Here is a 19,800-nt window from a genome sequence, read left to right on the forward strand (position 1 = left end):
CGCGAACGCAGGATTCCCGCGGACGTCCTGGTCAGGCTCGCGACCTCGCAGACCATGTGGACCAGACCCGAACGCCGGGCCGCGCACCCCCTCGGAGGCCGGCCCCGCCGACACGGATTCCGGCTGACCCTGCGCGAACCCGACCTACACCCGGACGCCGGTGTCAGCGGCCCGGTCGGCATCTACGGCACCGTCACCGTCCGGGCCTGGCACCACGTCCACCCCAAACTCACCCGGACCAGCCGCGGCTTCACCGACCAGACCACCCTCCCGATCGTCGAAGGCACCGTGCTCCTCGCCCGAGTCCAGCACCTACGCCCCAGCCGCCGCGCCGGCGACCTCGCACTCTGGTACTCCGGCACCCGCCACGACCTGCTCACCCTCGTCATGACCTACCTGACCCGCTACGACATCGAGCACTACTTCCGCTACCTGAAGACCACCGCCCACGCCCCGGACTTCCACCCCCGCCAACCCGACACCCTGACCACCTGGCTCCGCCTACACGCCTACGCCTACCTACACCTGTTCTGCACCCGCACCCACCTCACCCACCACCGGCTGCCCTGGGAACCCGCCACCACCACCCCGACTCCCGGCCAGACCCGCCGACAGGTTTCGCCCGCTCTACGCAACGCCTGGCAACCACCAGGCCACCCGAAACCCGGCCACCCCGGACCCGGCCGCCCCGCCGGAAAACGCCGCAAACGCCGCACCCGCTACCCCGTCATCCGCAAGAACGCCATCCACAAGGGCAAATAACACCCCACCCCCACACCACCACGAACACACCCACACCACATCGCCAGACCACCCTGCCCACACAACGGTCAAAACACGAGGAGGGCCGGCCCACAGTCGTGGGCCGGCCCTCGTCAGCAGGGTCTACCGCTACCGCACGAACTCGGCCGCGTTGGAGGCCAGGTCCAGCAGTGGTGCCGGTGCCACGCCGAGGACCAGGGTGGCGAGCACACCGATCACCAGGGCCGCCGAGGTCAGCCCACCGGGCACGGTGACCGTTGGGGTCGACTCACCCGGCTCGGACAGCCACATCATCACCACGACCCGCAGGTACGGGAAGGCCAGCACCATGCTGGTCAGCACACCCGCGATCACCAACCAGACCTGCCCGCCCTCCAGGGCCGGCCCGAAGACCGCGAACTTGCTGGTGAACCCGCTGGTCAGCGGGATACCGGCGAAGGCCAGCAGGATGAAGGTGAACACGGCCGCGTACAGCGGGGAACGCCGACCCAGCCCCGCCCAGCGGGACAGGTGGGTGGCCTCGCCGTCGGCGTCCCGCACCAGGGTCACCACCGCGAAGGCCGCCAGCACCGCGAAGCCGTACGCGACGAGGTAGAACATCGTGCCGGAGAGCCCGTCCGCGCCCGGAGCCAGCACACCGACCAGCAGGTACCCGGCGTTGGCGATGGAGGAGTACGCCAGCAGCCGCTTGATGTCGGTCTGGGTCACCGCGAACACCGCGCCGACCAGCATGGTGAGCACCGCCACCACACCGAGCACCGGGGTGAAGTCCCAGCGGGCACCCTCGAAGGCGACATGGAACACCCGCAGCAGGGCACCGAAGGCGGCCACCTTCGTGCAGGCGGCCATGAAACCGGTCACCGGGGTAGGCGCACCCTGGTACACGTCCGGGGTCCAGACGTGGAAGGGGGCCGCAGCGGCCTTGAACAGCAGACCGATCGCCACCAGGGCCATACCGGCGAACAGCAGCACCGGGCTCTGCGTCGAGTTGGCCACCGCCGCGTGCAGGGTGGCGAAGTCGACCCCGGCCGGGCGGTCGCCCAGCCCGGCGGTGAACCCGTAGAGCAGGGCCAGACCGAACAGGAAGAAGGCCGAGGCGTACGCGCCGAGCAGGAAGTACTTCATCGCGGCTTCCTGGCTCAGGATCCGCCGACGACGCGCCAGCGCACAGAGCAGGTACAGCGGCAGCGAGAAGACCTCGAGGGCGATGAACATGGTCAGCAGGTCGTTCGCCGAGACGAAGACCAACATGCCACCGACCGCGAAGGTGACCAGCGGGTAGACCTCGCCGGCGCCGCCGGCGCGCTCCATCTGCCGCCGGTCGTCAGGGGAGTCGGCGGTGATGGCGGCCTGGGCGACGAACGCGCCACCCCGCTCGATGGCCCGCTCACCGATCAGCAGCAACGCCACCGCCGACAGGACCAGGATCCCGCCCTGGAGGAACAGGGTGGGCCCGTCGATGGCGATCACCCCGATGGTGATCAGCCGCTTGTCGGCGTTGAACACCACCATGGTCAGGGCGGCGAGCACCGCCAGCAGCGCCAGCGGCAACTGGATGGGGTGCCGCAGGCGGCGAGGCACGAACGCCTCGACCAGCACCCCGACCACCGCCGCGCCCATCATGATCAGGATCGGCGCGAGTGCCGCGTAGTCGATCGGCGGCAGTTCAAACTCGTTCACTGAACCCACCCTCCGTTCGCGACTGCGGGGCTCGCAAGCTCACTCCTCGCGCTCACCAGACCAAACCTTTCGTTCGCGACTGCGGTAATCCGCTGCGCTGCGTTCCCCGCGCTCACCGGACCAGCAAGCTCACTGCGCGCACTCACCGGGCGGCCTCCTGCACGGTCTCTGCCGTCGGAGCCGGGTCGGTGCGGCCGACATCCTCCATGGTCGCCTGGATGGCGGGGTTGATCACGTCCGTGACCGGCTTGGGGTAGAAGCCGAGCAGCACGATCAGGGCGATCAGCGGCGCGACCACGAACTTCTCGCGGAGGTTCAGGTCCCGCTTCATCCCGTCGATCTTGGTGAGCTCCGGGTTGAGGGTGCCCTGCGTGGTGCGCTGCACCATCCAGAGCACGTACGCGGCGGCCAGGATGATGCCCAGGGTGGCGATCACCGCGACCGGCTTGTTAACCGTGAAGGTGCCGATCAGCACCAGGAACTCGGAGACGAACGGCGCGGTACCGGGCAGGGCCAGGGAGGCCAGACCGGCGAAGAAGAGCACCCCGGCCAGCACCGGCACCAACTTGCCGGCACCACCGAAGTCGCTGATCAGCGCCGAACCCCGACGGGTGACCAGCATGCCGACCACCAGGAACAGCAGCCCGGTGGCGAGGCCGTGGTTGACCATGTAGAGCACCGCACCCGTACCGGCCTGGGTGGTGAAGGCGAAGATGCCGACCCCGATGAACCCGAAGTGGGCGATCGAGGTGTACGCCACCAGCCGCTTCAGGTCGTTCTGCCCCACCGCCAGCAGGGCGGCGTAGATGATGCCGATCACCGCGATGGCCAGCGCCCAGGGCGCGAACCACTGCGCCGCGTCCGGGAACAGCGGCAGGCAGTAGCGCAGGATGCCGAAGGTGCCCACCTTGTCCAGCACCCCGACGAGCAGGGCGGCGGCTCCGGCCGGCGCCGCGCCACCGGCGTCCGGCAGCCAGGTGTGGAACGGGAAGAACGGCGCCTTGATCGCAAAGGCGATGAAGAACCCGAGGAACAGCCAGCGCTCCGCCCCGGTGGAGATGTCCACCTGGGACAGCGCCACCCAGTCGAAGGTCTTGCCGCCGACCACCCATAGGCCGATCACCGCGGCCAGCATGAACAGACCGCCGACCAGGGAGTAGAGGAAGAACTTGACCGCCGCGTACTGCCGCTGGTGGCCGCCGTAGCTGCCGATCAGGAAGTACATCGGCACCAGCATGACCTCGAAGAACACGTAGAACAGGAAGATGTCGGCGGCGGCGAAGACACCGAGCATCGTGCATTCGAGGACCAGCAGCAGTGCGAAGTAGGCCGGCACCGAGCGCTTCGAGGACTCCGCGTCGTGCCAGGAGGCCAGGATCACCAGGGGCACCAGCACCGCGATCAGCATCAGCATGACAAGCGCGATGCCGTCGGCGGCGAAGGTGAAGTTGACCCCCCAGTTGGGGATCCACGGGTACGACTCGTGGAACTGGAAGCGCTCGCCGTCGACCTGCCAGGTCACCCACATGACCACGGACAGGGCGAGTACCAGCAGAGACCAGCCGAGCGCGACCTGCTTGGCCAGCGTCGGCCGACTGCGCGGGAGGAGGGCGACCACCACTGCGCCGACCAGCGGCGCCACGGTGAGCACCGAGAGGAACGGGAAGTCGGACATTATGCGGCCTTACCTCCGTCGTCGAAGCGCGGTCCGCCGGTGACGGCCGCCTGGGAGAGTGTCGGGAAAGCCGCGCGGTTCCCCGACCCCGGAAGGTGGATCACGCGAACCACCCCGCCTGCACGGCCAGGAAGGCGGCCACCACCAGCAGCGCGCCGGTCAGGATCGAGGTGGCGTACGACCGGACGAAGCCGGTCTGCATCCGCCGCAGGCGGCTGGAGCCACCGCCGACACCGGCGGCGAGACCGTTGACCAGTCCGTCGATGCCCCGGTTGTCCAGGTAGACCAGCGCCCGGGTGAGGAAGATGCCCGGCTTCTCGAAGACCGCCTCGTTGACCGTGTCGGTGTAGAGGTTCTTGCGGGCGGCGGTGACCAGCACCCCGGCCGGCTGCGGCTCGATCGCCGTACCGCCACGGAACATGACCCAGGCCAGCAGCGCACCGAGCGCGGTGACACCCAGCGACAGCGCCACGATCGCCCAGTGCGGCAGCACTGCGTCGTGGTGCGCCTCGGTCGCACCCAGACCGGCCGTGGCGGTCAGCCAGTCCGGCACCGAGGTGGCCAGCAGCCAACCGGCGCCGAGGGAGCCGATGCCGAGCAGGATCAGCGGGATGGTCATCAGCGGCGGGGACTCGTGCGGGTGCTCGATGTCCGTGGTCCACCGCTTCGGCCCGTGGAAGGTCAGGATGAACAACCGGGTCATGTAGAAGGCGGTCAGCGCGGCACCGAACACCGCGGCCCCACCGAACAGCCAGGCCGTCCAGCCCTCCCGCTCGAAGGCGGCGGCGATGATCGGCTCCTTGGAGAAGTACCCGGAGAACGGGATCATGCCGATGATGGCCAGCCAGCCCGCACCGAAGGTCAACCAGGTGATCTTCATGTACTTGGAGAGGCCACCGAAGCGGCGGATGTCCACCTGATCCTTCATGCCGTGCATCACCGAGCCGGCACCGAGGAACATGTTGGCCTTGAAGAAGCCGTGCGCCAGCAGGTGCACGATGGCCAGCCCGTACGCCGCGCCGCCCAGGCCGACACCGAGGAACATGTAGCCGATCTGGCTGACGGTCGACCAGGCCAACACCCGCTTGATGTCGTCCTTGGCGCAGCCGATGATCGCGCCCATCACCAGGGTCAGCGCGCCGACGCTCACCACCACCAGTTGCAGGGTGGTGTTCGCCGAGAAGATGATGTTGGACCGGGCGATCAGGTAGACACCCGCGGTGACCATCGTCGCGGCGTGGATGAGCGCCGACACCGGGGTCGGGCCCTCCATGGCGTCCGGCAACCAGGCCTGGAGCGGGAACTGACCGGACTTACCGGCCGCACCGAGCAGCAGCAGCAGGCCGAGCACCAGCACGGTACCGCCGGCCAGTGCGCCGACGCCGTTGAAGACCTCGTCGTACTGGGTGGTGCCCAGGGTGGCGAACATGATGAAGATCGCGATGGCCAGACCGGCGTCGCCGACCCGGTTCATCAGGAAGGCCTTCTTACCGGCGGTGGCCGCGGCCGGCCTGGTGTTCCAGAAGCTGATCAGCAGGTACGACGCCAGACCGACGCCCTCCCAGCCGAAGTACAGCATCACGTAGTTGTTGCCGAGGACCAGCAGCAGCATGGCCGCGACGAACAGGTTGAAGTAGGCGAAGAACCGCCGACGACCCGGGTCGTGCGCCATGTACTCGACCGCGTACAGGTGGATCAGGAAACCCACCCCGGTGATCAGCAGGACGAAGACCCCGGCCAGCGGGTCGAACAGCAGGCCGAAGTCGACGTGCAGGCCACCGACCGCGATGAAGTCCCACAGGCTCAGTTGAACCGACTTGTTCTCCAGGCCCCGCAGGCCGAGGAAGTAGGTCAACCCGAGCACGAACGCCGCGCCGACGGAGGCGACGCCGAGCCAGTGCCCCCAACGGTCGGCCCGCCGTCCGAGCAGCAGCAGCACCGTCGCGCTGATCAGCGGGATCGCCACCAGCAGCCAGACGCTGCTCAGCAGGCCGTCGGCCGTCGCGTACGAGACCGTCTCGGCCGGAGCAGCCTGGGCGTACGTCAGAATTTCGTCCACCGGTGGGCCCCTCTAGTACTTCAGCAGGTTGGCGTCGTCGACGCTGGCGGAGCGCCGGGTGCGGAAGATCGCCATGATGATGGCCAACCCGACCACGACCTCGGCCGCCGCCACCACCATCACGAAGAACGCCATGATCTGGCCGTTGAGGTCACCGTTCATCCGGCTGAAGGTGACCAACGCCAGGTTGGCCGCGTTGAGCATCAGCTCGACACACATGAACAGCACGATCGCGTTGCGCCGGATCAGCACCCCGGCCGCGCCGATGGTGAACAGCACCGCGGCGAGGACGAGGTAGTAGTTCGGCTCGACCGAGAAGAAGTCACTCATTTCTCAGTGCCCTTCAGGGTGGTCTCCTCGGCGGTCAGCTCGCGCACCGGGAGGATGTCCGGCGTGCTCCGGTCGCTCAACCGGCCGTCCGGCAGGCGGGCCGGGGTGGCGACCGAGGAGGAGGTGGCGAAGACACCCGGGCCGGGCTTCGGGCCGGGGTAGTTGCCGGGCACGAAGCGGGCCTTCATGGTGGCCACCTGGTCGCGCCGGTCCTCCTTGCGCCGCTCGACGTGCGCCAGGATCATGCCGCCGATGGTGGCGGTGATCAGCAGCGCCGCGGTCAACTCGAACGCGAAGACGTAGTCGGTGAACAGCAGCCGGGCGATGCCCTGCACGTTGCCGCCCGCGTTGGCCTGCTCCAGGCCGACCGGGACGGTGTCCTGGGTGGCCCGGTAGACACCGCTGCCGAGCAGGCCGGCGAAGCCCACCCCGAGCCCGATCGCGGCGATCCGCTGCCCGCGCAGCACCTCGATCAGCGAGTCGGAGGCGTCCCGGCCGACGAGCATCAGGACGAACAGGAAGAGCATCATGATCGCGCCGGTGTAGACGATGATCTGCACCATGCCGATGAAGGGCCCCGCCTGGAGCACGTAGAACACGCCCAGGCTGAGCATGGTCAGCACCAGCCAGAGCGCCGAGTGCACCGCGTTCCGCGCCGCGATCATGCCGATCGCACCGACCAGCGCCAGCGGGGCGAGGATCCAGAAGGTCACCGCCTCCCCGCCGGAGACCGCCCCCGCGGCGGCGAGCACCGTCGACGTGGTCATGCCGTCTCTCCCTTTTCCGCCGCAGCCCGCTGGGCGGCCTGCTCGGCACCGGGGAAGGTGACCCCCGGGTGCTCGTCCACCTGGTAGCGGCCCGGCCCCATCGGCGAGCGCTCGGCCCCGGCCGAGGTGCCCGGGTTGGTCAGGCTGCCGACGTAGTAGTCCTTCTCGCTGTCACCGAGACGCATCGGGTGCGGCGGCTGCTCCATCCCTTCCAGCAGGGGCGCGAGCAGCTGCTCCTTGGTGAAGATCAGATCCTGCCGGTTGTCCCGGGCCAGCTCGTACTCGTTGCTCATGGTCAACGAGCGGGTCGGGCAGGCCTCGATGCACAGTCCGCAGAAGATGCACCGTGCGTAGTTGATCTGGTAGACGCTGGCGTACCGCTCGCCCGGCGAGAACCGCTGCTCGTCGGTGTTGTCGCCACCCTCGACGTAGATCGCGTCCGCCGGGCAGGCCCAGGCACACAGCTCACACCCGATGCACTTCTCCAGACCGTCCGGGTGACGGTTGAGAATGTGCCGCCCGTGGTAGCGGGGGGCCGGGGTCGGCGGGGTGAACGGGTAGTCCGTGGTGACGACCTTCTTGAACATGTGCGAGAAGGTGACCCCGAAGCCCTTGAACATTCCGGTGATCGCCACGTCACACCTCCTCAGAGTCCTGGCCGGCGGGGGCGTTGGCCGGCTCCCGCTCGGCGACCATGCGCCGGGTACGCGGGCTCGGTGGTACCTGAAGGTCCAGCGGGGGCAGCGGGAAGCTGCCCTGCGGCCGGTTCTCGATCTGCTCGGCCAGGCTCGGCTTCTGCTCCGGCTTACGGTTGGGCCAGAACAGCGCGGCGATCAGTCCGAGACCACCGAGTACGCCGAACACCACCAGCCGGTCGTTGCGCTCCCAGTCCTGCACCTTGAGCCAGGTCGCCAGGAAGACGATCCAGACCAGGCTGACCGGGATGAGCACCTTCCAGCCCAGGCGCATGAGCTGGTCGTAGCGCAGCCGGGGCAGGGTGCCGCGCAGCCAGACGAAGACGAAGACCAGCAGGATGACCTTGGCGAAGAACCAGAGCATCGGCCACCAGCCGGAGTTGGCGCCCGACCAGATGCTGATCGGCCACGGCGCGTACCAGCCGCCGAGGAAGAGGGTCACGGTGAACGCCGACATGGCGACCATCGCGACGTACTCGCTGAGCATGATCAGGGCGAACTTCAGCGAGCTGTACTCCGTCATGAAGCCCGCGACCAGCTCCGACTCCGCCTCGGGCATGTCGAAGGGCGGCCGGTTGGTCTCACCGACGATGGAGATGAAGAAGACCACGAAGCTCGGGAAGAGCAGCAGCGCGTACCAGCCCGGGCCGGGAAGCTCCGCGCCGAACAGGTTCAGGGTCACACCCTGGCCCTGGGCGGCCACGATCTCGCTGGTGGACATCGTGCCGGCGAGCATGAACACCGCCACGATGGACAGACCCAGCGACACCTCGTACGAGATCAGCTGGGCGGTCGAGCGCAGACCACCGAGCAGCGGGTAGGTCGAGCCGGAGGCCCAACCGGCCAGCACGATGCCGTACACCGCCATCGAGGACAGGGCCAGCACCACCAGCACCGACACCGACACGTCCGTGACCTGCAACGGGGTCTGGTGGCCGAAGATGCTCACCATCGGGCCGAACGGGATCACCGCCAGCATGGTGACCGCGCAGATCATCGAGATGGCCGGGGCGAAGAAGTAGATGACCTTGTCCGCCGCCTTCGGGAGGATGTCCTCCTTGAAGGCCATCTTGAGGCCGTCGGCGAGGGTCTGGAGCAGACCGAAGGGGCCCAGCTGGTTCGGGCCCGGCCGGACCGCCATCCGCCCCACGACCCGCCGCTCGAACCAGACACCGAGCAGGGTGCCGAGCAGAGCGACGACGAAGGCGAAGAGCACCTTGCCGAGGATCAGCCACCACGGGTCGTGGCCGAAGTCCGTCAGCGACGGGGCCTGAGCTAGCGGGTTCATGCGACACCCCCGGAGGAGTTGAGAAGCGGGCCCGGACGGCCGGCCGCGTCGGCGGCCACCGACCCGGTCGTGCCGGGGGCGGAGATCCGCACCACCGCGCCGGAGGTCGCGCCCAGGCTGCGTCGCACGGTCGCGCCGGGCGAGTTGGTGGGCAGCCAGACCACGCCGTCCGGCATCTCGGTGATCGCCGCCGGGAGGGTCAGCGCCCCCCGGTCGGTGCCCACCGTCACCGGGTCGCCGTCGGCGACACCGAGGGTTTCGGCGGTGCCCTTGCCCAGCCGGACCACCGGCGGACGGGCGGTGCCACCCAGGTACTCGTCACCGTCGGTGAGGCTGCCCAGGTCGATCAGCTGGTGCCAGGTCGACAGGACCGCTTCGCCGGCACCCGGCTGCGGCACCGGACTGGCCGCGACCGAGGGGGCCGCCGGCCGGGTCATCCGGGTCACCGGCAGTCCGCCCAGCTCGCGACGGACGCTCAGCACGTCCCCGGTGCCCAGCCGCACGTCCAGTTGCGCGGCCAGCGCGTCGAGCACCCGGCCGTCCGTCATCGCGGCGGTGGTCAGCACGGCCTCGAAGGGACGCAGCCGGCCCTCCCAGTCCAGGAAGCTGCCGGCCTTCTCGGCCACCGCGGCGACCGGCAGGACGACATCCGCCCGGCGGGTCACCGCAGTGGCCCGCAGCTCCAGGCTGACCAGGAAGGGCACCGCCTCCAGGGCCTGCTCGGCCAGCCGGGGGTCGGCCAGGTCGGCCGGGTCGACCCCGGCCACCACGAGCGCACCGAGCTGACCGGCGGCAGCGGCGGCGAGGATGCCGTCGGTGTCCCTACCGGCCTGGCTCGGGATCACCCCGGCCGGGATGTCCCAGGCCTCACCCAGCTCGGCACGGGCGGTCGGCTCGGTGACCAGACGCCCACCGGGCAGCAGGTTCGGCAGACAACCGGTGTCGACCGCACCCCGGTCACCGGCGCGCCGCGGCACCCAGGCCAGCTTCGCACCGGTACGCGCGGCGACCTCGGCGGCGGCGGAGAGCCCACCCGGCACGGTGGCCAGGCGCTCGCCGACGATCAGGATCGCACCCTCGGCGCTGAGCGCCTCGGCGACCGTGGCGTGCTCGGCGAGCACCCCGGCCTCCTCGCCCGGCACCACCCGGGCCAGCTTGGCCCCGAGCTTCTCCAGGCCGCGGGTGGCGAAGGGGGCGATCGCGTACACCTTGAGCTTGTTCTTCAGGTACGCCTTGCGCAGGCGCAGGAAGAGGATCGGGCACTCCTCCTCCGGCTCCAGGCCGACCAGCACCACCGCCGGGGCCTTCTCGACGTCGGCGTAGGTGACCTCGGTGCTGCCGGCGACCGTGCTGGCCAGGAAGTCGGCCTCCTCGCGGGAGACCGGCCGGGCCCGGAAGTCGATGTCGTTGGTGTTCAGCGCGACCCGGGCGAACTTCGCGTACGCGTAGGCGTCCTCGACGGTCAGCCGGCCACCGGTGAGCACCCCGGTCCCCTGGCCGCCGTCCCGGGCGGCCCGCAGGCCCTCGGCGGCGACCTGAAGGGCCTCGCTCCAGGAGGCCTCCCGCAGCTCACCGGTGCTCTGGTCGCGGACCAGGGGGACGGTGAGCCGGTCGGCGGCGCGGGCGTACTGGAAGCCCCAGCGGCCCTTGTCGCAGTTCCACTCCTCGTTGACCTGCGGGTCGTCGCCGGCCAGCCGGCGCAGCACCTTGCCCCGACGCCAGTCGGTGCGCTGGGCGCAGCCGGCCGAGCAGTGCTCGCAGACGCTGGGGGTGGAGACCAGGTCGAAGGGGCGGGCCCGGAACCGGTACTGGGTGCCGGTCAGGGCGCCGACCGGGCAGATCTGCACGGTGTTGCCGGAGAAGTACGAGTTGAACGGAACGTCCCCCTCGTCGCCCTCCTCGCCGTACGCCTCGTCCCGGTAGATGTTGATCTCCTCGGCGGAGGAGCGGTTCATCAGGTCGATGAACTTGTCGCCCGCGATCTCCTCGGAGAACCGGGTGCAGCGCTGGCAGAGCACGCACCGCTCCCGGTCGAGCAGCACCTGGGTGCTGATCGGCAGGGGCTTGGGGTACTCCCGCTTGTGCTCGTGGAACCGGGAGTCCGTACGCCCGGTCGACATGGCCTGGTTCTGCAGGGGGCACTCGCCGCCCTTGTCGCACATCGGGCAGTCGAGGGGGTGGTTGACCAGCAGCAGCTCCATGATCCCCTCCTGCGCCTTCTTGGCGACCGGAGAGGTGAGCTGGGTACGGACCACCATGCCCTCGGCCACCGTCTGGGTGCAGGAGGCGACGGGCTTGCGCTGCCCCTCCACCTCCACCAGGCACTGCCGGCAGGCACCGGCCGGGGCCAGCAGCGGGTGGTCGCAGAACCGGGGGATCTCGGTGCCGATCTGCTCGGCCACCCGGATCAGCAGCGCCCCCTTGGGGGCGGTGACCTCGACACCGTCGATGGTGAGGGTGACCGTCTCGGTCGACTTCGCTACGTCCGTCATTAGTGGGCTCCCACCAACTGCTTGTCGGACAACTTCGGCGCAGTCCGGCCCTCGATGTAGTCGAGGTAGTCCTGCTTGAAGTACTTCAGGGAGGAGGTCACCGAACTCGTGGCGCCGTCACCCAGGCCACAGAACGAACGACCGAGGATGTTGTCGCAGGTGTCGAGCAGGGTGTCCAGGTCGTCGTGGGTGCCCTGACCGGCCAGGATGCGCCGGTAGACCCGCACCATCCAGTAGTTGCCCTCCCGGCAGGGGGTGCACTTGCCGCACGACTCGTGGTGGTAGAACTCCAGCCACCGGTAGGTCGCGTAGACCGGGCAGTCCTGGTCGGAGAAGATCTGGGTGGCCGTGGTGCCGAGGATCGAGCCGGCCGCGGCTACCCCCTCGAAGTCCATCGGCACATCCAGGTGCTCCGCGGTGAGCAGCGGGGTCGAGGAGCCACCCGGGGTCCAGAACTTCAGGTTGTGCCCGGGCTGCATCCCGCCGGCCAGCTCGATCAGCTCGCGCAGGGTGATGCCGAGGCCGCACTCGTACTGGCCGGGGTTGGCGATCCGGCCGGAGAGGGAGTAGATCATCGGGCCGGCGGACTTCTCCGTACCCATGGACTTCCACCAGTCCGCGCCACCGAGGACGATGTACGGCACGCTGGCGATGGTGCCGACGTTGTTGACCACGGTGGGGCTGGCGTACAGGCCGTGGGTGGCCGGGAACGGCGGACGCAGCCGGGGCTGCCCCCGGAAGCCCTCCAGGGAGTCCAGCAGGGCGGTCTCCTCGCCGCAGATGTACGCCCCGGCGCCGGAGTGCACCACCAGTTCGAGGTCGAAGCCGCTGCCCAGGATGTTCCTGCCCAGGTAGCCCTTGGCCTTGGCCTCCTGCACGGCGTTGCGCAGCCGACGCGCGGCGTGCACCGCCTCGCCCCGGATGTAGATGTAGGCGCGGTTGGCCCGGATCGCGTACGAGGCGATGATCACGCCCTCGACCAGCGAGTGCGGGTCGTGGGTCATCAGCGGCAGGTCCTTGCAGGTGCCCGGCTCGCCCTCGTCGGCGTTCACCACGAGGTAGTGCGGCTTGCCGTCACCCTGCGGGATGAAGCCCCACTTGAGGCCGGTCGGGAAGCCGGCGCCACCCCGGCCCCGCAGGCCGGAGTCCTTCACCAGCTGGATCAGGTCGTCCGGGTGGGCCTTCAGCGCCTTGCGCAGCGCCGCGTACCCGTCGAGCTTCTCGTAGGTGCCGATCCGCCAGGCGTCCGGCGACAGCCAGCGCTTGGTCAGCACCGGCGTCAGCTTGGCCAGGGTCTCGGGCCGAGGCGTGGTCACTTCTGAGCCCCCTTGTCGTTCGCGGCGTCGCCGGTGGCGGACTCCGCTTCGCTGAGGTTGCGCTCCTGCGCCTCGGCGTCGTCGCCGGCGGGCTTGGCGTCGGCGGCCGGCTTGTTGGCCGCCACTCCGGCCGCCTCCGCCGCCTGGGCGTCAGGCGACGTGGGCGCCGCACCGTCGGTCGGGACCTTGGTGCCGGGGGCGTCCGGCACGGCGGTCTTCGCGTCCGGCTGGCGGGTCTCGGCGGTACGCACCTGCGGCGACTTGCGGTCCGGCGCCGCCACGTCCGGGGCGGTGCTGCCGGTCGGTGCCGCCTTGGCCGGGGTGGCCGGGGCCGGCTTCTCCTCCGCCTTGCCGCTGCGGATCGGGGTGTTCGGGTCGAAGCCCGGAGCGGAGACGCCGTGCTGCTGGGCCAGCAGCAGACCCCGCAGGGAGGGCTCACCCGGCACGCCGTCGGCGACCGCACCCTCGCGCTCGTCGGCGAACCCGGCGAGCTGGACCGACATCTCCTTGAGGGTGCAGAGGCGGGCACCCCGACTCGGGGTGGGCCGGCCACCGGCCCGCAGCTCGTCGACCAGGCCCACCGCGGTCTGCGGGTCGACTCCGTCGAAGAAGTCGTAGTTGACCGTCATCACCGGGCCGTAGTCGCAGGCCGCCAGGCACTCGGCGTGCTCCAGGGTGATCTTGCCGTCTTCGGTGGTCTCGTCGTGCCCGACACCGAGGTGCTCGGTGAGGGTGTCGTAGACCTCCTGGCCACCCAGCACGTTGCACATGGTGTTCGTGCAGACGCTGACCAGGTAGTCACCGGTGGGCCGGCGCTTGTACATGGTGTAGAAGCTGGCGACCGCGCCGACCTGGGCCTTGTTCAGGCCGAGGACCTCGGCGCAGAACGCCACGCCGGCGGGAGAGACGTAGCCCTCCTCGGACTGCACCAGGTGCAGCAGGGGCAACAGGGCCGAGCGCGACCGGTCGGCCGGGTAACGGGCGATGATCTCCCGCGCCCGGGCCCGGGTCTCGTCGGTGAAGACCGTAGTCACCGGTCACAACCTCCCATCACGGGGTCCAGCGAAGCGCCGCCGGCGATCACGTCGGCGATCAGGCCGCCCTCGGCCATCGCCGGCAGGGCCTGGAGGTTGACGAAGCTGGGTTCCCGGTAGTGCACCCGGTACGGCCGGGTACCACCGTCGGAGACCGCGTGCACGCCCAGCTCGCCGCGAGGCGACTCGACGGCCACGTACACCTGGCCCGGCGGCACCCGGAAGCCCTCCGTCACCAGCTTGAAGTGGTGGATCAGGGACTCCATCGACTGCCCCATGATCTTGGCGACGTGCTCCAGGGAGTTGCCCATGCCGTCGACCCCGATGGCCAGCTGGGCCGGCCAGGCGATCTTCTTGTCGGCCACCATCACCGGGCCGGGCTTGAGCCGGTCGACCGCCTGCTCAATGATCTTGAGGGACTCCCGCATCTCGGCCATCCGGACCAGGTAGCGGCCCCAGACGTCGCCGTCGGCGTGGGTCGGCACGTCGAACTCGTACGTCTCGTAGCCGCAGTACGGCATGGTCTTGCGCAGGTCCCAGGCCAGGCCCGCGGAGCGCAGCACCGGGCCGGTGACGCCGAGAGCCACACAGCCGGTGACGTCGAGCACGGCGATGTTGCGGGTCCGCTCCAACCAGATCGGCTGACCGGAGAGCAGGTCCTCGTACTCCTTGAGCCGCTTCGGCAGCAGCTTGAGGAACTCGCGGATCTTGACGATCGCCTCGTCCGGCACGTCCTGGGCGACACCGCCCGGCCGGACGTACGCGTGGTTCATCCGCAGGCCGGTGATCAGCTCGAAGATCTCCAGGACGTACTCACGGTCCCGGAAGCCGTAGAGCATCATGTTGATCGCGCCCAGCTCCATGGCCGTGGTGGCCACCCAGACCAGGTGCGAGGAGATCCGGTTCAGCTCCATCATGAGCACCCGGATGGTGTTGGCCCGCTCGGTCACCTCGTCGGTGATGCCGAGCAGCTTCTCCACCGCCAGGGAGTACGCCGTCTCGTTGAAGATCGGCGAGAGGTAGTCCATCCGGGTCACGAAGGTCGAACCCTGGACCCAGTTGCGGTACTCCAGGTTCTTCTCGATGCCGGTGTGCAGGTAGCCGACGACCGAGCGGGCCTCGCGGACCGTCTCGCCCTCCAGCTCCAGGACCAGTCGGAGCACCCCGTGGGTGGAGGGGTGCTGCGGGCCCATGTTGACGACGATCCGACCCTCGTTGATCGGGTCGACCCCCGAGACCACGTCGTCCCAGTCCCCGCCGGTGACGTTGAAGACGCGACCCTCGGTGGTCTCGCGCTCGGTGGCGTAGTTCGACGCACTCATTGGTACGACCTCCGCTTGTCGGGCGGCGGAATCTCGGCGCCCTTGTACTCCACGGGCACGCCGCCGAGGGGGTAGTCCTTACGCTGCGGGTGACCCTCCCAGTCGTCCGGCATGAGGATCCGGGTCAGCGCCGGGTGACCGTCGAAGATGACGCCGAACATGTCGTACGCCTCCCGCTCCTGCCAGTCGGCCGTCGGGTAGACGGCGGTGACACTCGGCAGGTGCGGCTCCTCGGCGGAGACCGCGACCTCCAGCCGGACCCGTCGCCGGTAGGTCATCGAGGTCAGCAGGTAGACCACGTGCAGCCGCCGGGCGTCGGCGCCGAGGTAGTCCACCCCGGAGACCGAGGAGCACAGCTCGAAGCGCAGCGCCGGGTCGTCCCGCAGCACCTGGCAGACCTCGGCGATGCGCTCCGGCCGGATGTGCAGGGTCAGCTCGCCACGGTCGACCACGACCTGCTCGATCGCCTCGCCGAAGGCCGGGTAGGCCTCCTCCAGGGCGTCGTGCACCTCGTCGAAGTAGCCACCGTACGGCCGGGGTGAGCTCTCGATCGGGCGGTGCGGTCGGACCAGACCACCGAACCCGGAGACGTCGCCGGTGCCCTGGTTGCCGAACATGCCCCGCCCGGCCGGTGCGGCCGGAGGAAGCTCGGCGGGAGCACCGCTGGTGGCCCCGGCCGGCGTCACCGGAACCGGTACGCCGCCGGTGCTCGGCTTGGAGTCAGTCACTTGATCCCCCGGTACGGCTGGAGGTGGTTCTGGGCCTTCATCCAGTTCTCGATCCGCAGCTGCTCCTCGCGGCCCTCGCGGACAGCCTTCGTCCACTCGGCCCGCCGGGCCTTGTCGCTGCGGTACGACGACGGCATCGAGCCGTAGGGCACCACCGGCACGTCACCGCGTGCCTCGCGGGCGGCCAGCATCTTGCGTCCGTTAGCCCCGAGCGGCTCGTGGCCGATCTTCTCGCGCAGCTTGAGGATCGCGTCGATGAGCATCTCCGGCCGGGGCGGGCAGCCGGGCAGGTACATGTCGACCGGTACGACGTGGTCGACGCCCTGCACGATGGCGTAGTTGTTGAACATGCCGCCGCTGCTGGCGCAGACGCCCATGGAGAGCACCCACCGGGGCTCGGCCATCTGGTCGTAGATCTGGCGCAGCACCGGGGCCATCTTCTGGCTGACCCGGCCCGCGACGATCATCAGGTCGGCCTGTCGGGGCGAGGCCCGGAAGACCTCCATGCCCCAGCGACCCATGTCGTAGTGGGGCCCACCGGCGGCCATCATCTCGATCGCGCAGCAGGCCAGGCCGAACGTGGCGCCCCAGACCGAGGACTTGCGCGACCAGTTGACCAGCTTCTCCACCGAGGTGAGCAGGACACCGGCGGGAAGTTTCTCCTCGATACCCATCTGGGTTCCTCCCTCAGTCCCAGTCCAGGCCGCCGCGACGCCACTCGTAGGCGTACGCGACGAAGACCGCACCGATGAACACGAACATGGCCACGAGCCCGAACACCGGTAGGGCGTCGAACGAGACCGCCCACGGGTAAAGGAAGATCATTTCCACGTCGAAGACGATGAAAAGCATCGCCGTCAGATAGAACTTGACCGGGAACCGGCTACCGCCGACCGGCTGCGGGCTGGGCTCGATCCCACACTCGTAGGCTTCGAGCTTGGCCTTGTTGTAGCGGCGGGGCCCGGTGAACCGGGTGGCGGCTATCGAGAACAGCGCGAAGGCCGCGGCGAGGGCGAACAGCCCGATGATGGGTACGTAAGGCGAGAGCGACATATTCTTCTCCTGCTCGTCCTTCCCTGCCCTCGTTCGTTGGCAAAATTCACACTATTCACAACCCACCCGACGACCTTCGGCGGGGTGGCCTCGCGCCCTATACCGCTGGCGCTACCCGGGTCATCGCATTGATCACCCGGTCCATCGCGTCACCGCCACGGGGGTCGGTGAGGTTGGCCAGCAGCTTGAGCACGAAGCGCATCAACGTCGGGTGCGGCATTCCGTGCTTCGTCGCCACCCGCATGATCTCGGGCCGGCCGATCAGCTTCACGAAGATCCCACCCAGCCGGTAGTAACCGCCGAAGCGCGTCTTCAGCTCCTGCGGGTACGCCATCAGGGCCCGCTCCCGCTCGGCACCGGCCGGCCGGGCCAGGGCCTGGGCGGCGACCTCCGCGGCCAGTTCGCCGGACTCCATCGCGTACGCGATGCCTTCGCCGTTGAAGGGGTTGACCATGCCGCCGGAGTCCCCTACCAGCATGACTCCGCGGGTGTAGTGCGGCACCCGGTTGAAGCCCATCGGCAGCGCCGCGCCGAGGGTCGACCCTTCGGCGTTGGCCTCGTCGGTCATCCCCCACTCCGGCGGGGTGTTGGCCAGCCAGTCGGTGAGCAGCCGCCGGTAGTTGGTCTTGCCGAAGGCCGAGGAGGAGTTCAGGATGCCCAGCCCGACGTTGACCCGGCCGTCACCCAGGCCGAAGATCCAGCCGTACCCGGGCAGCAGCTCCCCGGTGCCCTTGGCCCGCAGTTCCAGCCACGACTCCAGGTAGTCGTCGTCGTGCCGGACCTCGGAGCGGTAGTAGCGGCGCACGGCCACCCCGATCGGGCGGTCCTCCCGCTTGGCCAGTCCCAGGGCCAGGGGGAACCGGCCGGAGACTCCGTCGGCGGCGACCACCAGGGGCGCGTGGAAGGTGGCCGGGGCCTTGTCCGGGCCGGTCTCGGCCTCGACGCCGATCACCCGGCCGTTGCCGTCCAGCACCGGGCCGATGACGTTCACGCTGGTGCGCAGGTCGGCACCGGCGGAGACCGCCCGCTTGGCGAGCAGGTCGTCGAAGTCCAGGCGGGTACGCACCAGGCCGTAGTTCGGGAAGCTGGCCAGATCCGGCCAGTCCAGTTCCAGCCGGACGCCGCCACCGATCACCCGCAGGCCCCGGTTGTGCAACCAGCCGGCCTCGGGCGAGGTGTCCACACCCATGCGGATCAGTTGACGCACCGCGCGGGGGGTCAGCCCGTCACCGCAGACCTTCTCCCGAGGGAACTCGGTCTTCTCCAGCAGCAGCACGCGTACGCCGTGCCGAGCCAGGTGGTATGCGGTCGCCGAACCACCGGGACCGGCGCCCACGACGATCACGTCGGCGTCGTTCTCCACCGCGGTCATTTGCGCCTCCTCCCCGCGCGCTCGTGAAATGCTTCACAAGCCTGCCGAGACGAGTCTATGACCGTGGCCGTACGCTCGCGTTGTTAGGGCAACCTAACCTGGTGGAAACGAGTCCGTCACGGCTGCGTGCCATGCCTTTTCGTCGATTCGACCGGTTCGACCAGGCCGACCTAGCCCTTCGACCCGGGGGCCAGCCGCGCCGGACCGGCCGCATCCAGACCGGCCCGGATGGTCTCCGGCAGATGCTCACGCAGGGCACCCCCGGCGGCCCGGTCCAGGGCCGCCAGCACCTCGGACACCACCTGACGCACGTCCGCCGGATCCGCACCAGCCAGATCCCGCAGCTGCGCGACCAGTTCGGCGGCATCGCCGTCGGCCGCATCCCTCGGATCGGTCATGCCCGCCAGGATATGCGGTAAATCAACTGGTTTCTCCCGAATGTCGGCAATTACTGGCGGATTCCCCGGTGCAGGGCCACCACACCCCCGGTCAGGTTGCGCCAGGCCACCCGACCCCAGCCGGCCGCCTGCACCCGGGCCGCCAGGGCCGCCTGATCCGGCCAGGCCCGGATCGACTCGGCCAGGTAGACGTACGCGTCCGGGTTGCTGGAGACCGTCCGGGCCACCGCGGGCAGGGAACGCATCAGGTACGACAGGTAGACCGTCCGGAAGGCCGGGTTGACCGGGGTGCTGAACTCGCAGACCACCAGCCGGCCACCCGGCCGGGTGACCCGCGCCAGTTCGCGGAGCGCAGCGTCGGTGTCGTTGACGTTGCGCAGGGCGAAGGAGATGGTCACCGCATCGAAACTGGCGTCCGCGAACGGCAACCGCAGCGCGTCTCCGGCCAGCAGCGGCACCTGGGGTCGGGTGCGCTTGCCGGCGTACAGCATGCCGAGCGACAGGTCGGCGCCGACGGCGTACGCCCCGGAGTGGGCCAGTTCCTCCGTGGACACCCCGGTGCCCGCGCCCACGTCCAGCACCCGGTCACCGGGGCGCAGTTCCAGCGCGGACCGGGTGGCCCGCCGCCAGAACCGGTCCTGCCCGAAGGAGAGGACGGTGTTGGTCAGGTCATAGCGGGCCGCCACGCCGTCGAACATCGCGGCGACCTCGTGCGGCTGCTTGTCCAGGCTGGCTCGCTGGCCCTGCGGGGTACGACTCACCCCTCCACTCTGCCAGCCCGACCGGTGCCTGAGCGCGGGCAGGGTCGCCTGCCCCGGGGCGATCTTCA

At 69.6% G+C, this 19,800-nt stretch carries 17 protein-coding genes and 1 pseudogene; 1 reads left to right on the top strand and 17 read right to left on the bottom strand.

Annotated elements, in window-relative coordinates:
* A pseudogene (locus ACGFIK_RS08880) lies at positions 1-762 on the top strand (hypothetical protein); the annotation flags it as partial.
* A 129-nt stretch (positions 763-891) separates the two neighbouring features.
* Here ACGFIK_RS08880 and nuoN read toward each other — a convergent pair.
* From nuoN to ACGFIK_RS08965, 17 genes are all read right to left on the bottom strand, one after another.
* Entirely contained in the window at positions 892-2,442 is a 1,551-nt protein-coding gene (gene nuoN / locus ACGFIK_RS08885; protein ID WP_327023220.1) for an NADH-quinone oxidoreductase subunit NuoN, read from the bottom strand.
* 142 nt (positions 2,443-2,584) lie between these two features.
* The gene (locus tag ACGFIK_RS08890; protein ID WP_357529361.1) at positions 2,585-4,117 is read right to left on the bottom strand and encodes an NADH-quinone oxidoreductase subunit M; all 1,533 of its coding nucleotides are present in this window, start codon (positions 4,115-4,117) and stop codon (positions 2,585-2,587) included.
* Between the two features lie 100 nt (positions 4,118-4,217).
* On the bottom strand, positions 4,218-6,176 hold the full coding sequence (gene nuoL, locus ACGFIK_RS08895) for an NADH-quinone oxidoreductase subunit L (protein WP_393338576.1): 1,959 nt from the start codon (positions 6,174-6,176) through the stop codon (positions 4,218-4,220).
* Between the two features lie 12 nt (positions 6,177-6,188).
* The gene (nuoK, locus tag ACGFIK_RS08900) at positions 6,189-6,506 is read right to left on the bottom strand and encodes an NADH-quinone oxidoreductase subunit NuoK (protein WP_131307288.1); all 318 of its coding nucleotides are present in this window, start codon (positions 6,504-6,506) and stop codon (positions 6,189-6,191) included.
* Positions 6,503-7,273, bottom strand: a complete 771-nt coding sequence (locus tag ACGFIK_RS08905; RefSeq protein WP_327023223.1) for an NADH-quinone oxidoreductase subunit J — start codon at positions 7,271-7,273, stop codon at positions 6,503-6,505. Before ACGFIK_RS08905 ends, nuoK begins: the two co-directional genes overlap by 4 nt.
* Positions 7,270-7,893, bottom strand: coding sequence for an NADH-quinone oxidoreductase subunit NuoI (nuoI, locus tag ACGFIK_RS08910; protein ID WP_327027315.1), 624 nt, complete (start codon positions 7,891-7,893; stop codon positions 7,270-7,272). The genes ACGFIK_RS08905 and nuoI overlap by 4 nt, the downstream gene beginning before the upstream one ends.
* A gap of 16 nt (positions 7,894-7,909) precedes the next feature.
* Positions 7,910-9,256 (bottom strand): NADH-quinone oxidoreductase subunit NuoH, encoded by a 1,347-nt coding sequence (gene nuoH, locus ACGFIK_RS08915; RefSeq protein ID WP_327023224.1) that lies wholly within the window; start codon positions 9,254-9,256, stop codon positions 7,910-7,912.
* Positions 9,253-11,748, bottom strand: coding sequence for an NADH-quinone oxidoreductase subunit G (locus tag ACGFIK_RS08920; protein ID WP_393338581.1), 2,496 nt, complete (start codon positions 11,746-11,748; stop codon positions 9,253-9,255). The genes nuoH and ACGFIK_RS08920 overlap by 4 nt, the downstream gene beginning before the upstream one ends.
* Complete coding sequence (nuoF, locus tag ACGFIK_RS08925; RefSeq protein WP_393338583.1) at positions 11,748-13,064, bottom strand: NADH-quinone oxidoreductase subunit NuoF; 1,317 nt, start codon at positions 13,062-13,064, stop codon at positions 11,748-11,750. Before nuoF ends, ACGFIK_RS08920 begins: the two co-directional genes overlap by 1 nt.
* Positions 13,061-14,098: an NADH-quinone oxidoreductase subunit NuoE gene (gene nuoE / locus ACGFIK_RS08930; protein WP_393338586.1), complete on the bottom strand. Its 1,038-nt coding sequence runs from the start codon at positions 14,096-14,098 to the stop codon at positions 13,061-13,063. The genes nuoF and nuoE overlap by 4 nt, the downstream gene beginning before the upstream one ends.
* Positions 14,095-15,420, bottom strand: coding sequence for an NADH-quinone oxidoreductase subunit D (locus ACGFIK_RS08935; protein ID WP_393338589.1), 1,326 nt, complete (start codon positions 15,418-15,420; stop codon positions 14,095-14,097). Before ACGFIK_RS08935 ends, nuoE begins: the two co-directional genes overlap by 4 nt.
* Positions 15,417-16,148, bottom strand: a complete 732-nt coding sequence (locus ACGFIK_RS08940; RefSeq protein ID WP_327023229.1) for an NADH-quinone oxidoreductase subunit C — start codon at positions 16,146-16,148, stop codon at positions 15,417-15,419. Before ACGFIK_RS08940 ends, ACGFIK_RS08935 begins: the two co-directional genes overlap by 4 nt.
* The gene (locus ACGFIK_RS08945) at positions 16,145-16,822 is read right to left on the bottom strand and encodes an NADH-quinone oxidoreductase subunit B family protein (RefSeq protein WP_013731019.1); all 678 of its coding nucleotides are present in this window, start codon (positions 16,820-16,822) and stop codon (positions 16,145-16,147) included. Before ACGFIK_RS08945 ends, ACGFIK_RS08940 begins: the two co-directional genes overlap by 4 nt.
* A gap of 13 nt (positions 16,823-16,835) precedes the next feature.
* Positions 16,836-17,201, bottom strand: coding sequence for an NADH-quinone oxidoreductase subunit A (locus ACGFIK_RS08950; RefSeq protein ID WP_327023230.1), 366 nt, complete (start codon positions 17,199-17,201; stop codon positions 16,836-16,838).
* A gap of 97 nt (positions 17,202-17,298) precedes the next feature.
* Positions 17,299-18,573 (bottom strand): geranylgeranyl reductase family protein, encoded by a 1,275-nt coding sequence (locus ACGFIK_RS08955; RefSeq protein WP_327023231.1) that lies wholly within the window; start codon positions 18,571-18,573, stop codon positions 17,299-17,301.
* Positions 18,574-18,743: 170 nt separating this feature from the next.
* Positions 18,744-18,971, bottom strand: coding sequence for a hypothetical protein (locus ACGFIK_RS08960; protein WP_327023232.1), 228 nt, complete (start codon positions 18,969-18,971; stop codon positions 18,744-18,746).
* 50 nt (positions 18,972-19,021) lie between these two features.
* Positions 19,022-19,732, bottom strand: a complete 711-nt coding sequence (locus ACGFIK_RS08965) for a demethylmenaquinone methyltransferase (RefSeq protein ID WP_327023233.1) — start codon at positions 19,730-19,732, stop codon at positions 19,022-19,024.
* Positions 19,733-19,800 lie beyond the last annotated feature (68 nt).

The sequence above is a fragment of the Micromonospora sp. NPDC048871 genome, assembly GCF_043198155.1.
In the GTDB taxonomy this organism is placed as follows: domain Bacteria; phylum Actinomycetota; class Actinomycetes; order Mycobacteriales; family Micromonosporaceae; genus Micromonospora.